At 63.1% G+C, this 15,111-nt stretch carries 12 protein-coding genes; 7 read left to right on the plus strand and 5 right to left on the minus strand.

Features of this window, described 5'->3' with window-relative positions:
• Positions 1–91 precede the first annotated feature (91 nt).
• On the plus strand, positions 92–1,276 hold the full coding sequence (locus CIT31_RS07555) for an MFS transporter (protein ID WP_095518059.1): 1,185 nt from the start codon (positions 92–94) through the stop codon (positions 1,274–1,276).
• A gap of 135 nt (positions 1,277–1,411) precedes the next feature.
• Entirely contained in the window at positions 1,412–2,446 is a 1,035-nt protein-coding gene (locus CIT31_RS07560) for an aldo/keto reductase (protein ID WP_065011175.1), read from the plus strand.
• A gap of 172 nt (positions 2,447–2,618) precedes the next feature.
• Here the strand turns inward: CIT31_RS07560 and CIT31_RS07565 are convergent, their stop codons facing one another.
• On the minus strand, positions 2,619–2,891 hold the full coding sequence (locus CIT31_RS07565) for an usg protein (RefSeq protein ID WP_065011174.1): 273 nt from the start codon (positions 2,889–2,891) through the stop codon (positions 2,619–2,621).
• Between the two features lie 305 nt (positions 2,892–3,196).
• Here CIT31_RS07565 and acs point away from each other — a divergent pair, with 305 nt between their 5' ends.
• A complete protein-coding gene (acs, locus tag CIT31_RS07570; RefSeq protein WP_065011328.1) occupies positions 3,197–5,152 on the plus strand; it encodes an acetate--CoA ligase in 1,956 nt (651 codons plus the stop codon).
• A 59-nt stretch (positions 5,153–5,211) separates the two neighbouring features.
• On the opposite strand, the gene CIT31_RS07575 is transcribed toward acs, so the two are convergent.
• The 3 genes from CIT31_RS07575 to CIT31_RS07585 form a co-directional block, all read right to left on the minus strand.
• Positions 5,212–6,480: an SAM-dependent methyltransferase gene (locus CIT31_RS07575; protein ID WP_095518124.1), complete on the minus strand. Its 1,269-nt coding sequence runs from the start codon at positions 6,478–6,480 to the stop codon at positions 5,212–5,214.
• Between the two features lie 382 nt (positions 6,481–6,862).
• Entirely contained in the window at positions 6,863–8,224 is a 1,362-nt protein-coding gene (locus CIT31_RS07580) for a pilus assembly protein (protein ID WP_095518060.1), read from the minus strand.
• Positions 8,225–8,572: 348 nt separating this feature from the next.
• On the minus strand, positions 8,573–9,442 hold the full coding sequence (locus CIT31_RS07585; RefSeq protein ID WP_095518125.1) for a transglutaminase-like domain-containing protein: 870 nt from the start codon (positions 9,440–9,442) through the stop codon (positions 8,573–8,575).
• 176 nt (positions 9,443–9,618) lie between these two features.
• Between CIT31_RS07585 and CIT31_RS07590 the strand changes: the two genes are divergently transcribed.
• Positions 9,619–10,290, plus strand: coding sequence for an HAD-IA family hydrolase (locus tag CIT31_RS07590; RefSeq protein WP_065011173.1), 672 nt, complete (start codon positions 9,619–9,621; stop codon positions 10,288–10,290).
• Between the two features lie 21 nt (positions 10,291–10,311).
• Here CIT31_RS07590 and CIT31_RS07595 read toward each other — a convergent pair whose 3' ends face one another.
• Positions 10,312–10,551, minus strand: coding sequence for a DUF1674 domain-containing protein (locus CIT31_RS07595; RefSeq protein WP_095518061.1), 240 nt, complete (start codon positions 10,549–10,551; stop codon positions 10,312–10,314).
• A gap of 108 nt (positions 10,552–10,659) precedes the next feature.
• On the opposite strand from CIT31_RS07595, the gene htpX reads away from it, so the two are divergent.
• From htpX to CIT31_RS07610, 3 genes are all read left to right on the plus strand, one after another.
• The gene (htpX, locus tag CIT31_RS07600; RefSeq protein ID WP_095518062.1) at positions 10,660–11,676 is read left to right on the plus strand and encodes a zinc metalloprotease HtpX; all 1,017 of its coding nucleotides are present in this window, start codon (positions 10,660–10,662) and stop codon (positions 11,674–11,676) included.
• Positions 11,667–13,061 carry an RsmB/NOP family class I SAM-dependent RNA methyltransferase gene (locus CIT31_RS07605; RefSeq protein ID WP_165778372.1) on the plus strand — a complete coding sequence of 465 codons (1,395 nt, stop codon included), beginning with the start codon at positions 11,667–11,669 and terminating at the stop codon, positions 13,059–13,061. The genes htpX and CIT31_RS07605 overlap by 10 nt, the downstream gene beginning before the upstream one ends.
• Before the next feature lie 138 nt (positions 13,062–13,199).
• Positions 13,200–14,924, plus strand: coding sequence for a heparinase II/III family protein (locus CIT31_RS07610; protein ID WP_095518064.1), 1,725 nt, complete (start codon positions 13,200–13,202; stop codon positions 14,922–14,924).
• Positions 14,925–15,111 lie beyond the last annotated feature (187 nt).

Raw genomic sequence — 15,111 nt, forward strand, 5'->3', positions numbered from 1 at the left:
ACAGCACAGCGCGACACGATCTTCCGGGTCGGGGCGTGGAGGACGCGGCGTCCCGTCGTCAAAACTGGCTGTCATCGAAGTGGGAACTGCCATGCCTCTTGCTCTTTACGCTCTCGCCGCCGGTGCCTTCGGCATCGGCGTCACCGAATTCGTCATCATGGGCCTGCTGCTCGACGTCAGCACCGATCTCGGCGTCTCGATCTCGGCCGCCGGCCAGCTGATCTCAGGCTATGCGCTCGGCGTCGTTGTCGGCGCGCCGCTGCTGACGATCGCCACCGGCCGCTGGCCGCGCAAGACCGCGGTTCTGGGGCTGATGGCGATCTTCACGCTCGGCAACCTCGCCTGCGCGCTGGCCCCCGACTACTGGACGCTGATGGGTGCCCGCGTGCTCACCGCCTTTGCCCACGGCACCTTCTTCGGCGTTGGGTCGGTCGTGGCGACCGGGCTGGTGGCGCCTAACAAGAAGGCCTCGGCGATCGCCCTGATGTTCACCGGCCTGACCATCGCCAACATCCTCGGCGTGCCCTTCGGCACCTGGCTCGGCCAGGCCTTCGGCTGGCGGGCGACCTTCTGGGCGGTAACCCTGGTCGGCATCGTCGCCTTCGCCATCATTCTCCTGCTGGTGCCGCGCAGCCAGGCGGCGCCTGAGAAGAGCGACCTGCGCGGCGATCTCGCGGTGCTCGGCCGCGCGCCGGTCCTGCTTGGCTTCGCCACCACTGTGCTCGGCTATGCCGGCGTCTTCGCCGTCTTCACGTATATCGCCCCCTTGCTGACCGAGATCACCGGTTTTGAGGAAGCAGCCGTGTCGCCGATCCTGCTTGTCTTCGGCGGCGGCCTCATCGCCGGCAACCTGCTTGGCGGCAAGTTCGCCGACCGCTGGTTGGTACCTTCCGTTCTCGGCAGTCTCGTTGTGCTGGCGCTGGTGCTCGGCTCGATGACCTTCGCCCTGCACAGCCAGGCGATGGCCGTCGTCTATGTCGGCCTGCTCGGCGCCGCCGCCTTCGCCACCGTGGCGCCGCTGCAGATGTGGGTGCTGGAAAAGGCTGAAGGCGCCGGCCAGAGCCTCGCCTCGTCCTTCAACATCGCCGCCTTCAACCTCGGCAACGCCGCCGGCGCCTGGCTCGGCGGCGTGGTCATCGCCCATGGCCCCGGCCTCAGCGCCGTCACCTGGGTCGCCGCCCTGCTGCCGCTCTCGGCACTGGCCGTGGCGGCGCTGGCGCTGCGCCTCGATACTACAGCGCCGCGCGTCCTCTTGGACGCGCAAAGGACGCTGTAGCACGTGATTTTGCGCATGATCCTTGTCCGAAAATCGGTTCCGATTTTCGGGGTCATGCGCAGCTCGGTGCTCGGCGTACCGGCATCCGCCCGGTCGTGACGATCCCAAACAAACCAAAATACAAGGAGCAAAACCATGGATTATCGACGTCTTGGCGCCTCGGGCCTGAAGGTCCCGGCGCTCTCGTTCGGCGCTGGAACCTTCGGCGGTTCGGGGCCGCTGTTCGGCGCCTGGGGCAATAGCGATGCGACGGAAGCGCGGCGGCTGGTCGACATCTGCCTGGAGGCCGGCGTCAACCTGTTCGACACCGCCGACGTCTATTCGAATGGCGCCTCCGAAGAAGTACTCGGCGCGGCCATCAAGGGCCGCCGCGATGCCGTGCTGATCTCGACCAAGACCTCGCTGCCGATGGGCGACGGACCCAACGATGCCGGCTCCTCCCGTTCGCGTCTCATCAAAGCCGTCGAGGACGCGCTCAAGCGTCTCGGCACCGATTACATCGACCTGCTGCAACTGCACGCTTTCGACGCCGCAACGCCGATCGAGGAGGTGCTGTCGACGCTTGACAGTCTCGTGCGCGCCGGCAAGCTGCGCTATGTCGGCGTCTCCAACTTTTCCGGCTGGCAAGTTATGAAATCGCTCGGCCTGGCGGACAAGCACGGCTACCCGCGCTACGTTGCCCATCAGGTCTATTACTCGCTGGTCGGGCGCGACTATGAATGGGAGTTGATGCCGCTAGGCCTCGACCAGGGCCTCGGTGCGCTGGTGTGGAGCCCGCTCGGCTGGGGCCGCCTGACCGGCAAGATCCGCCGCGGCGAGCCACTGCCGGAAAAAAGCCGGTTGCACGACACCGCAAGCTTCGGGCCACCTGTCGAGGACGAGCAACTCTACAGGGTCGTCGATGCGCTCGACACCGCCGCCAAGGAAACCGGCAAGACGGTGCCGCAGGTCGCCATCAACTGGTTGCTGCAGCGGCCGACCGTCGCCTCTGTCATTATCGGCGCACGCAACGAGGAACAGCTGCGCCAGAACCTCGGCGCCGTCGGTTGGTCATTGACATCAGACCAGATCAAGAAGCTTGACGCGGCAAGCGCGGTCACCGCACCCTATCCGTATTTCCCCTATCGCCGGCAGGAGGGTTTTGCCCGGCTGAGCCCGGCTGCGGTCTGACCCCGCTCGATATTTCAAACGCCCGGCGACAGGGCATGTTGAGATTCAGGTCAGGTCGCGCCGAGAATGGTGGCTTCCGAGAACCGGAGCGGAGCGTACTTAAAGTACGTGAGCCCCGGAAGCGCAGGAAGCCGCCATTCGCAGGCCGGCCTCACCTGAATATCGACACGCCCTAATGCAGCACGAACTCGCCGTCGACCTTGTGCCATTCGTTGGGCGCGATCAGCTTCTGGTGCGTATAGCTCACCGAATGCAGCGGGCCATCGAGCTTGGTCTGCCAGAACTCGATGAACCGGATCAGCACCGGAAATTTCGGAGCGATGTCGTAGTCCTGCCAGATGAAGCTCTGCAGCAGATGCGGATGATCGGGAAAATGATAAAGGATCTTGGCCGTGGTCAAGCCATAGCCCTTGAGCATCAGGTCCATTTCGGAATGGTCACGCATCGCGGTCCCCTAATTGATTCTCCTTTCCTCCCAATTTGAAATTGTGCGCGCTATTTGCTTAATCGTCTATTGATATTTCGTAGTTAGAGGCCAGGTTTACGACGCAAAAACATGTATTTAGCAGCGATCGTAGTCGAGTGCTGATAGCGGCGAAAACGACGTCTGCGGCATCCCGCCGCGCGAATCCAACGTCTAATGTTGCCGTCACTGCGGAACTGTTAATAATGCGCGCGAATTCGCGGCCGCTGCGCCGCGATACTGCTCGGCGGGCAAGCTGGCAGTTGGTCTTGGGAGGGAATGGAAAAATGTCCGAGGTTCATGTCCATCGCGTCCAGCCGGCGTGGAAGAAGAACGCGCTGATCGACAATGACACCTATTTGAAATGGTACACCGACAGCGTGAAGAACCCGGATAAATTCTGGGGCAAGCACGGCAAGCGCATCGACTGGTTCAAGCCCTACAGCAAGGTCAAGAACACCTCCTTCGACGGCAAGGTCTCGATCAAATGGTTCGAGGATGGCGAGACCAACGTTTCGTGGAACTGCATCGACCGGCATCTGAAGAAGCGCGGCGATCAGACCGCCATCATTTGGGAAGGCGACAATCCCTACGATGACAGGAAGATCACCTATAACGAGCTCCACGCGCATGTCTGCCGGCTCGCCAATGTGATGAAGAAGCACGGCGTCAAGAAAGGCGACCGCGTCACCATCTACATGCCGATGATCCCGGAAGCCGCCTATGCAATGCTCGCCTGCACGCGCATCGGCGCTATCCATTCGGTGGTCTTTGGCGGCTTTTCACCGGACGCGCTGGCCGGCCGCATCGACGACTGCAAATCAACCTTCGTCATCACCGCCGACGAAGGCCTGCGCGGCGGCAAGCCCATCCCGTTGAAGGACAATACCGACAAGGCGATTGAGATCGCCGCCAAGGCCGGAACGAAAGTCGAGAAGGTCGTCGTCGTGCGCCGTACCGGTGGCAAGACCGGCTGGGTCGCCGGACGCGACGTCTGGTACCACGACGAGGTCGCGACGGTGAAAGCGGAGTGCAAACCCGAGAAGATGAAGGCCGAGGACCCGCTGTTCATCCTCTACACATCGGGTTCGACCGGCAAACCGAAGGGCGTGCTGCACACCACGGCCGGCTATCTCGTCTATGTCTCGATGACCCACCAATATGCCTTCGACTACCATGACGGCGACATCTACTGGTGCACCGCCGATGTCGGCTGGGTCACCGGCCACAGCTACATCGTCTACGGGCCGCTCGCCAACGGCGCCACCACGCTGATGTTCGAAGGCGTGCCGAACTACCCGTCGCAGTCCCGGTTCTGGGAGGTCATCGATAAGCACAAGGTCAACATCTTCTACACCGCCCCGACGGCGTTGAGGGCGCTGATGGGCGCCGGCGACGCCCATGTCGCCAGGACGTCGCGCAAATCGCTGCGCGTGCTCGGCACGGTCGGCGAGCCGATCAATCCGGAGGCCTGGGAGTGGTATTTCAACGTCGTCGGCAACGGCAAGGTGCCGATCGTCGACACATGGTGGCAGACCGAGACCGGCGGCATCCTGATTACGCCGCTGCCCGGCGCCACCCACCTTAAGGCAGGTTCCGCGACGCGGCCGTTCTTCGGCGTCAAGCCGCAACTGGTGGACGGCGACGGCAAGGTGCTGGAAGGAGTTGCCAGCGGCAACCTCTGCATCGCCGATTCGTGGCCGGGCCAGATGCGCACCGTCTATGGCGATCACGAGCGCTTCGTGCAGACCTATTTTTCCACTTACAAGGGCAAATATTTTACCGGCGACGGCTGCCGGCGCGACGCTGATGGCTACTACTGGATCACGGGCCGCGTCGACGACGTCATCAACGTTTCCGGCCACCGCATGGGCACGGCCGAGGTCGAATCCGCGCTGGTTTCGCACGAGAAAGTCTCCGAAGCCGCCGTCGTCGGCTATCCGCACGACATCAAGGGCCAGGGGATCTACTGCTACGTCACTTTGATGGCCGGCGAGAAGCCGAGCGAGGAGTTGCGCAAGGAACTCGTCGCCCATGTCCGCAAGGACATCGGCGCCATCGCCACGCCCGACAAGATCCAGTTCGCTCCGGGTCTGCCGAAAACCCGCTCGGGCAAGATCATGCGACGCATCCTGCGCAAGATCGCCGAGGACGATTTTGCCGCGCTCGGCGATACCTCGACGCTGGCCGACCCGGCGGTCGTCGACGACCTCGTCGCCAACCGGCAGAACAAGAGGGGATAAGAAACATCCGATCGACGGTCGGCAGAAACCCAATTGGATGAGATCGGCTCGTCCCCGCGCTACCGATAAAGATCCGCTCGCGTCGGCGGCAGTCCGCTCGGGCCCCGCGCGCGCTTTGTGACGACGGTCTGGAAAATCTGCGCCGAGGCGCGTTCGAAAGTGATCGAACATCCGGTGAGATAAAGCAGCCACAGGCGCGCCTTGGCTTCGCCGACCTCGGCGATCGCTTCGTCGAAGCGTGCGTGGAGGCGCTCGGCCCACAGACGGCAGGTGCGGGCGTAGTGCTCGCGCAAATTCTCGACATCGTAGACGAGGAAGCCGTGCGCTTCGAGATTGCCGAGCGTCATGCCGATCGTGTCGAGCTCACCGCCGGGAAAGATGTATTTGATCAGCGCCTTGAATTCCGGGCCCTTGCGCAAGGTCTTCTTCATGCTGCCCTTGTCGCGCCGGGTGATGGCATGATGCAGGTAAATGCCGCCCGGTTTGAGCAGGCGATGGATGGTCGAGAAATAGGCGGCGTGGTTGGCGAGCCCCAGATGCTCGAACATGCCGATCGAGGATATCTTGTCGAAGGAGCCGGACAGCTCGGCGTAGGATTTTATCTCGATGGTGATGCGATCTTCCAGCCCCTCGGAGCGGATGCGCTCGCGGGCAAGTTCGGTCTGGGCTTCCGACAGCGAGACGCCGTGGCCGACGACGCCGTAATTTTTCGCGGCATGAATGAGCATGGCTCCCCAGCCGCAGCCGATGTCGAGCAGTCTTTCGCCCGGCTTCAGCCGGAGCTTGCGGCAGATATGATCAAGCTTGTCTTTCTGCGCCTGGTCGATGCCGTTGGCGAAATCGGTGAAATAGCCGCAGCTATAGACCATGCGTTCGTCGAGGAAGAGCCGGTAGAAGGCGTTCGAAATGTCGTAGTGGTGCTGGATCGCTTGCCTGTTCGACCCGCTGACGAAGGGGTTGCGCCCGGAAAGGTCGGTCCGCGCCGTCATCTGTTTTCTCGAAAACAGCACGGCCGGCAGGTCGCGCAGGACCGCGAGCTTGGGCAACGACTTTAGCTTCGTCCTGAGCTTGCCGTGCGAAGGCAGAGCGTAGAAATCGAACAGCGAACCACCTTCCACATCGATGGTCTTGGAAATCCACATTTCGATCAGCGTCGAGAGATTGGGCCGACGCATCACCTGCCAGACGATGTCCTGGTCGTTGATGGTGAGCACGGGGCCGGTGGCGGGCCCGATCCGCTCGCCAGTCCACAGCCTGACTGCGAAACCCGGCTGCAACGTCTCGATAACCGTTCGAACGATCCGTGCGGCTCTCTCGGCTGCCTCCATCCCCGTCCTCCCCTGCTCAGTACGCTGGCGGTCCACGGCGACTTTGCCTGTCCGATCGGACAGTCGCAAGCCGCCAGCGACAAGCTCGCACGGCATTTTCACCATCGCGCCTTGCCATTTGCGGATCGACACCCCATCATGAGGGCGTGTTCAACAAATCGAAAGGAGGTGATCCGATGTCGAGTGATTTCGTTTTCCAGAACGTGGCCTCAGCGGATTGCACTTTCGGGAAGCAGTCTTCCCGTTAAGGCGCGAGATGCGCGGCTGGCGACGCAAACCGTCGCTGCCATGAGCCGCGCCATGGACGGAAACACGGAAGGCCGCCGGCTTCGAAAGAAGCGGCGGCCTTTTCCTTGTCCGGATCCTGTCTGGTCAATGCCCTCTATTTGGTCAATGCCAAGCTTTCGATGTTGCGCGCTATGTCCTGGAAAGCCTGATTGAGTTCCGCCCCGTTGGCGGCCTGATAGAAGTGCTTGATCTTGGCCGTATCCGGGCTCGCGCAATTCTGCAGTGTCGCCTTGGCATTCTCCTCGTTGAGATCGAAACCAATGGTGAAGATTTCGATGCCCTTGTCGCGCATGGCGGTACAGAGCGTCTTTGCTGACGTGCGGGTCGGTTCCTTGCCGGCATCGTTGTAGACCTCACCAACAGTGCTGGCATCGAAATAGGACAGATTGAACTCGCCGTCGGTCATCAGGATCGCGATTTTGGCGACCTTGTTCGGATCCGCCTTGGCCGGCCGCTGCGAAGCATTCATCACGCTGCCCCAGCTTTCCGAAAGCATGTACCAAGTCCACTGCACGCCGATATGGCCCGCGGTGCCGCCCGATGCGACAAAGTTCTTGATGACATTCTTGAGCGCCGCGGCGTCCGCCGTCAGCGGCTTCAACGCGGCGGCCGGGCAGGCAGCCGTGCCGGTCTGCCAGGCAAAGGAAGACAACAGGTAATCGCGATTGACCATGCTGATGTCGGGACCTACATCCGAATATTGATAGGTGCCCTTGCGCTCGGTGGCGCAATTGTCCGGACGCATTAAGCCGGAGACGTACTGTATGGCGCCATTGCCTGGCGCCTGCTTGCGCTGGCTGGTCGAGGTTTCGACATAGACGCCGCTGGCGGCAAGCGCGCCGGCATTCACCGAATTAGCGTATGGTACGATGGAGACACGCACCCGGGGGTTGGAGGAGTCCTGACCGTCCAGGAAGCTGTCGACCGCGTTCTTTGCAGCTGTCCTCAGATCGATGATTTTCTGGCCGGCCATCGACCCTGTGACGTCGAGCATCATCGCCACTTCGATCGTCTTGTCCGAATAGAGCGCTGTCGTCGATGCGGCAACGCGCTTCATGTCACCCATCCTGAAAAGCGGAAAATAAAGACCGAGATCGACATGGGCGTCCGCCTGAACCGTCTTGGCGGTCCTGTCGATGGTCAATTTGTCGAGGACGATCCGATCTGCCTGCAGGATGCCCGCTCGGCTGTTGGCATCGAGAAACGCCTGCACCGACTTGTTGGCATCGGCCTCCTTGATGACGCCGGTCGTCAGGTCGCGCGCCGTCGAGGTCACCGCCGCATCGACCACGCCTTGGAGGCTCGACTTGGCGTTGTAGAGCTGGGCAACGTTGACGGCAAAGCCGACACCCAGCGCCAGCACCGACGCAACCATGCCGAACAGAACCGCTAAGTTTCCGCTTCGATCTCTGGCAAAGCCGCCGATCGCGTGAACAAAACCCCCAAGATGCCGCATGCTTTCGCCTCCATTCACCACGACCTCGAAGCCGTGTGAAGGCGCATTGCAGGATTCCGGCCGGATGGCGCCGCCAAGGGACCAAAAGCCAGCGGCTGATCGTCAAACTCTTGTTTCTGCTTGCTTTCGAAATGCGGCAAGGTGAACAACCGGTAAACGGCAAACCGCTGCGGCAGTTTCGTTTAGGAAGCGGTTACTATGATCTCGCCGTCCGCCGTGGCGTACAAGAATTGGTCCCGATCCGGCACAGGCGGGCTGTGTCGAAGCGGATCAGGCGTATCCGACCCCATAGGACAGCACAGCTCAGATGACGATTAGAATGGGACTCACGCCGTTCGCGATGCGCTTCTATGCCAGCATCTGCGCGCTGGCGGTCCTGTCGACGCCGCGATGGGGCGGGTTGAACAGGTTGCTTTCCTGCTCGTAGGTCCAGACCTTGAACAGGCTGAGCCGGTGCGGGCCGAAACTGTGCAGCAGCGGCACGTCGGTCGCGTCGCGACCGCGCGCGATGACGACGCGGCCGATCCTCGGCACGTTGTGGCGGGGGTCGAACGTGTACCATTTGCCGTCGAGGAACACTTCCAGCCACGCCGAAAAATCCATCGGTGCCGGGTCGACCGGTACGCCGATGTCGCCGAGATAGCCGTTCACGTAGCGGGCGGGGATGTTCATGCAGCGGCAGAGCGTGATCGCCAGATGAGCGAAGTCGCGGCAGACGCCGACGCGCTCTTCATGCGCCTGCGCCGCCGTGCGGGTCGGGCGCGCATAGCCGTAACCGAACGACAGGCGGTTGTGGACATAGTCGACGATCGCCTGCACCCGCGCCCAGCCGGATGGAACAGGCCCGAAAACCTGCCAGGCCAGATCGCTTAGATGATCGGTTTCGCAATAGCGACTGCCGAGCAGATAGCAGAGCACGTCGTCGGGCAACTCCGCCACCGGCACTTGCCTGGCCAGCGGGTTGACCTCGTCGGTCTCGCCGCTGTCCTCGACGACGGCATCGTAAAGAATGCGAAAGCCGCCGCCCGGCGCCGTGAAGCGCCGGCAGGTGTTACCATAGAGATCGTGATAGAGCCTGGTTGGGACGGAAGGCGAGGTCAGCACGCGCGTCTGACGCTTGATGTCGGCCTGGCGCTCCTTGTGGATCTCGAGCAGCGAAATCACCGGGGTGGCTTCAGCACAGTCGATGGCGATTTCGTAGCCGAGCCGAATCAGCATCGCGGTTCCCCCGCTTTTGAGCATCGTGGAAGGCGGTTTAATCAACGCGAGACGGCTCGCCGTGGTTCCCTGGTATTGTCGAAAAGGCGATCTCGCGCCTTCCCATGCAGCCGACGGGACGTTACGGTCGATCGACAGACTTTTGGTCCCTCCGAAACAACCTCCCGGGATAGCAGATGTTCGCAGGCAAGAAATTCGCAGCCTTCCTGTTCGACATGGACGGCACGGTGGTCAATTCGATTGCCGCCGCAGAAAGGGTCTGGGCGGATTGGGCACGCCGGCAAGGTCTCGACGTTGCCGCATTCCTGCCGACGATTCACGGCGTGCGGGCGATCGAGACCATCGCTCGGCTGGCGCTTCCAGGCGTCGAACCAATGCGCGAGGCCGATGCGCTTCTGCAGGCAGAGGCGGCCGATATCGACGGCATCCATCCGATCGCCGGCGCCGCGGCGTTTCTGGCGTCGCTGCCGCCCGAGCGCTGGGCCATCGTCACATCCGCGCCGCGCGAGCTGGCTCTCCTGCGCATTGCGGCCGCTGGCATCCCGCTTCCCGCCATCCTTGTCGCGGCCGAGGACGTTTCCCACGGCAAACCGGCCCCCGATTGCTTCCAGCTGGCGGCCGAGCGGCTGGGCGTCGATGCGCGCGACTGTCTCGTTTTCGAAGATGCGCCCGCCGGCATATCGGCGGCCGAGGCCGCAGGTGCTGCGGTCGTGGTGATCAGCGCCACGCACCAGCATCCGTTGCAAACGCCGCATGCTGCGATCGCCGGTTATGACGCGATCGGCATTGCTGTCGACGACCGCGGCTGGATCGCCATTGAGCCGGAGAGCACCGCCGAGGTCTGCTGACCCTCCGCTATCCTGTCGTGCCTAAAAATCGCTGGTCAGGCCCTTGACCTCCCAGTCACCATAACGGCCCGGTTCCTTGCCGCCACGGCCGCCGATCTCCTTCGGCACCGCGGCTTCCTGCTGGCGATAGCGTTCGCGCCGTGCTTCCGCCTCCGCCAAAGCGCGGCGGGCTGCCGGCGTCAGCGTCTTTTGCGGCGCGCCGTAACAGGGATCGGCGTTTGTATTGCTGGCTTCGCCTGTTTTACTGGTTTCGTCGATCATGCGATTTTCCCGGCGGATTGAAACAGGGCCACACGTTTCCCATCATATAACGATGAGCCGACAAGGATCGACTATTTTTCCGCAGCGCCGGCAGAAACGGAGCAGACAATGAACACACTTCGCACCGCTATGCTTTTGGCAGCGATGACGGCGCTGTTCATGGGCGTCGGCTATCTGATCGGCGGGTCGGGCGGCATGGTGATCGCCTTGCTGATTGCCGCCGCTATGAACCTGTTCAGCTATTGGAACGCCGACAAGATGGTGCTGTCGATGAACCGCGCCGTCGAGGTCGACGAAAGGAACGCGCCGGAATATTACGCCATCGTGCAGAGCCTCGCCAGACAGGCCGGCCTGCCGATGCCGAAAACCTATCTGATCGACAACCCGCAGCCCAACGCGTTCGCCACCGGTCGCAACCCGCAGAATGCCGCGGTCGCCGCCACCACCGGACTGTTGCAGCAACTGTCGCATGAGGAGGTCGCGGCTGTTATGGCGCACGAGCTCGCCCATGTGCAGCACCGCGACACGCTGACCATGACGATCGTCGCCACGCTTGCCGGCGCCATCTCGATGCTCGGCAATTTCGCCTTCTTTTTCGGCGGCAACCGCGACAACAACAATTCCTTTGGCATTATTGGCGTGCTGGTGGCGATGATCGTGGCGCCCTTTGCCGCGATGATCGTGCAGATGGCGGTCAGCCGCACCCGCGAATACGAGGCCGACCGGCGCGGCGCCGAGATCTGTGGACAGCCGCTTTGGCTTGCCTCGGCCCTTGACAAGATCGCCCGCGGCGCCGAACGCATCCGCAACCCGGATGCCGAGCGCAATCCGGCGACCGCCCACCTCTTCATCATCAATCCTCTTTCCGGCGAGCGCATGGATAGCCTGTTTTCCACCCACCCGAGCACCGACAACCGCATCGCGGCGCTGCAGGCGATGGCGCGGGATATGGCGTCCGCCCCCGCTCAGCGGCAGGCCCCGATGCCGCGGCAGGCGGACGGGCAGCGCCCGTCGGGCCCGTGGGAGAGGGCAGCCAAGCAGCCTGAGCAGTCTACTGAACCGGCCAGGCCGAAATCCAATCCCTGGGGCCGCAATCCGACCGGACCCAAGGGTCCGTGGTCGTGAGCCAAGCGAAACGCCGGCACCGAATTTCAGGCGATCATGAAAACAATGCAGCGAGCCCCGACGAGCCCGTCGCTGGTCTCGCCGCGCGCAAGGCGGCGGCACGGCTGCTTGCCGCCGTCGTCGATGCGAGGACGCCGCTAGACGGACTGACCGACCATGAGAACGGCCATCCGCAATACAAGGCGCTCGACCTGCGCGATCGAGCGCTGGTGCGCGCCATACTGGTTACTGCGCTGCGCTTCCGCATGACCATATCAGGGTTGCTGGCCCGTCGCCTGGAAAAGCCGCTGCCGCCGAACGCCACCGCGCTTTCGCACATTCTGCATGTAGCAGCGGCACAGATCCTGTTCCTCGACATTCCCGACAGCGCCGCCGTCGACCTTGCCGTGACCCACGCCAAATCCGATCCGCGCACAGTGCGCTTCTCCGGTCTCGTCAACGGCGTGCTGCGCACGCTGGCGCGGTCCAAGCAGGCCGAGTTGGCTGCAGCGCTTGCCGCCACCGACGAAGCGCCGAAGTGGTTTTCCGACCGGCTGAAAGCCGCCTATGGCGTGGACAAGGCCAGGCAAATTCTCGCCGCTCACCGGCACGAGGCACCAGTCGACTTCACCATCAAGTCCGACCCCGCGCTGTGGGCCGAGCGGCTCGGCGGCATCGTGCTGCCGACCGGCACGGTGCGAGTGGAAAAGCTCAGCGCCTCCGTCACCGAATTGCCGGGCTTCGAAGACGGCGCCTGGTGGGTTCAGGATGCCGCCGCAAGCCTTCCAGCCCGGCTCTTCGGCGACATCAAGGGTTTGCGCGTCGCCGACCTCTGCGCCGCCCCCGGCGGCAAGACCGCTCAGCTCATTCTCGGCGGCGCCAATGTAACCGCCGTCGATACCTCGAAGAACCGGTTGGCGCGGCTATCGCAGAATCTCGAACGGCTTGGTCTGTCCGCAGAGATCGTCCAGGCCGATCTGCTCAAATATGAGCCGGAACAACTGTTCGACGCCGTTCTCCTCGATGCACCGTGCTCTTCGACCGGCACGGTGCGGCGGCATCCCGACGTGCCCTGGACGAAGACAGCGGCCGACATCGAAAAACTCGCCGATCTGCAGCGAAGGCTGCTCGCCCGAGCCGTCACCCTGGTCAAGCCCGGCGGCCGCATCGTCTTTTCCAACTGTTCGCTCGACCCGCTCGAAGGCGAGGCGCTTTACCGCGCCTTCCTCGCCGGGACGGCGGACATCGTCGACGATCCGCTCCGCCCGGGCGAGATCGCCGGCATTGATCCGTTCCTGACGCCGCAAGGCACGCTGCGCACCACGCCCGCCGATCTGGAGCTCGGCCCACCGGAACGGTCCGGCCTGGACGGCTTCTTCGCCGCCCGCTTTCGCAGAGCCGGCTAATGCTGACAATTTGTCGAGTATTTTAGGAAGAATCCTGCGGAAAACAGGCTGAACGCCAAGGCCTCCATGGAATTCGCCTTCGCATAAGTTCTTGAAGCATATAACTTGTCTTCGGGTTGAGGGGTATGAGGAGGGCTTTTGGCGATCGCTGCCGGCAGCACGACGCGTCTGTGGACGCTTGTCGCGAAGGAGTTCTGGCGCAAGACGCGCCGGCGCCTGCGTGCCGGGCCGCTCCATCGCTGGCGCTACTCCGGCCGCACGCCGGAACGGGTGTTGATCGCTCCGCCGGACCTGCGCCTGGCCGACCCACAGATCGCGCTCGAGATCTATTATGGCCGCTATCCGCTGTCGGGGCATCTGGTCGAGACCGGCGGCAAGTCGCCCTTCCAGATTGCCGTGCCCAATCCCGGCTGGCAAAAGGCGCTGCACGGTTTTCGCTGGCTGCGCCATATGCGCGCCGCCGGCACTGAGCTTGCCGCAGCCAATGCCCGCGCGCTGGTCTCCGACTGGATCACTATCCATGGCAGCAACATTTCCGGTGTCGCCTGGGAGCCCGGCACGACGGCCAAGCGAGTCATTGCCTGGCTGCAGCATTCCTCGGTGGTGCTGCAAGGCGCTGAATTTCCCTTCTACCGCGCCTTCCTGAAATCGCTGGCCATGCAGATCCGCTATCTCAGGGCGATGGCACGCGAAATGCCGGACGGCAATGACAGGCTGCGCGCCCGCATCGCGCTTGCCTTCGCCGCTCTGTCACTGCCGGCACCGCCATCGGCGCTGCGTGGTGCGACACGCAACCTCGCCGAGGAGCTCGACCGTCAGATTCTGCCGGATGGCGGTCATATTTCCCGCAATCCGATGGCCGTTCTTGAAACGCTCGCCGATCTTCTGCCGCTGCGCCAGACCTATGCCAATCAAGCCGAAACGCCGCCGGCGGCGCTGATGGGCGCCATCGACCGTATGCTGCCGGCGCTTCGCTTCTTTCGCCACCAGGACGGCAGCCTCGCGCGCTTCAACGGCATGGGCGCGACCATCCACGACCGCATCGCCACCATTCTGCGCCACGACGACACCGCCGGCGCGCCGTTGCTGCACGCACCGCATTCGGGCTACGAGCGCCTCTCCATCGGCGGCGTCACCGTGATCGCCGATACCGGCCCGCCACCGCCTATCGATGTTTCCAACGCGGCGCACGCCGGATGCCTGGCCTTCGAGCTGTCTTCCGGCCGCCGCCACTATGTCGTCAACGCCGGCGTCGATACCTATGGCGCCGCCGAATTCCGGCCGCTTGCCCGCGCCACGGCCGCCCATTCGACCGCCACCATCAACGACACCTCGTCGGCGCGTTTCAGCCACTCGCTGCGCGTCAACGATCTGCTCGGCACGCCGTTGATCGGCGGCCCGCAGCATGTGCTTTGCAAGCGCACCGACCAGCAAGGCAGCCAGGGTTTTCTGGCTCGCCACGACGGCTATGTCGCGCGCTTCGGCTTCCTGCATGAGCGCGAACTGAAATTGTCGACGAACGGCAATGTGCTCGCCGGCAGGGATCGCCTTCTGCGGCGGGGCGGCGCGGCGATCCGCAACAACGGCCGCGATTTCGTCACCGTACGCTTCCACATCCATCCCGACATAGGCCTGCTCCAGGACGAGCACTGCCGCCTGGTGCTGACCGCCGAACAGGCCGACACATGGGTGTTCACCTGCACCGAGGTAGCCCCCGAGGTCGAGGAATCGATTTATTTCGCCGGTCTTGGCGGCCCGCGCCGCAGCCGGCAGATCGTGCTGGCCTTCAAGGCATCGGAGGTTTCCGAAGTCCATTGGCAACTGACGCGAACGGCCATTGCCGGTCATCCTGCAAAAAGCTGAGACTGCAGGTGGCAGCGGAGCGAATGATCCAGGCCTGGAGCAAAGGATGCTGTAACGCATCGGCCTGAAAATTGGAACGATTTTCGGAAAGTACGATGCGTAGGCCGAAAAGTGTTAGAGCGTACTCTGTGCGTCCAAGTGGACGCACGTCGCTCTAACGGCTTGATTTCCGGTCGCCATGTGCTAC

It is taken from the genome of Mesorhizobium wenxiniae (genome assembly GCF_002284535.1).
GTDB classification, from domain to species: Bacteria; Pseudomonadota; Alphaproteobacteria; order Rhizobiales; family Rhizobiaceae; genus Mesorhizobium; species Mesorhizobium wenxiniae.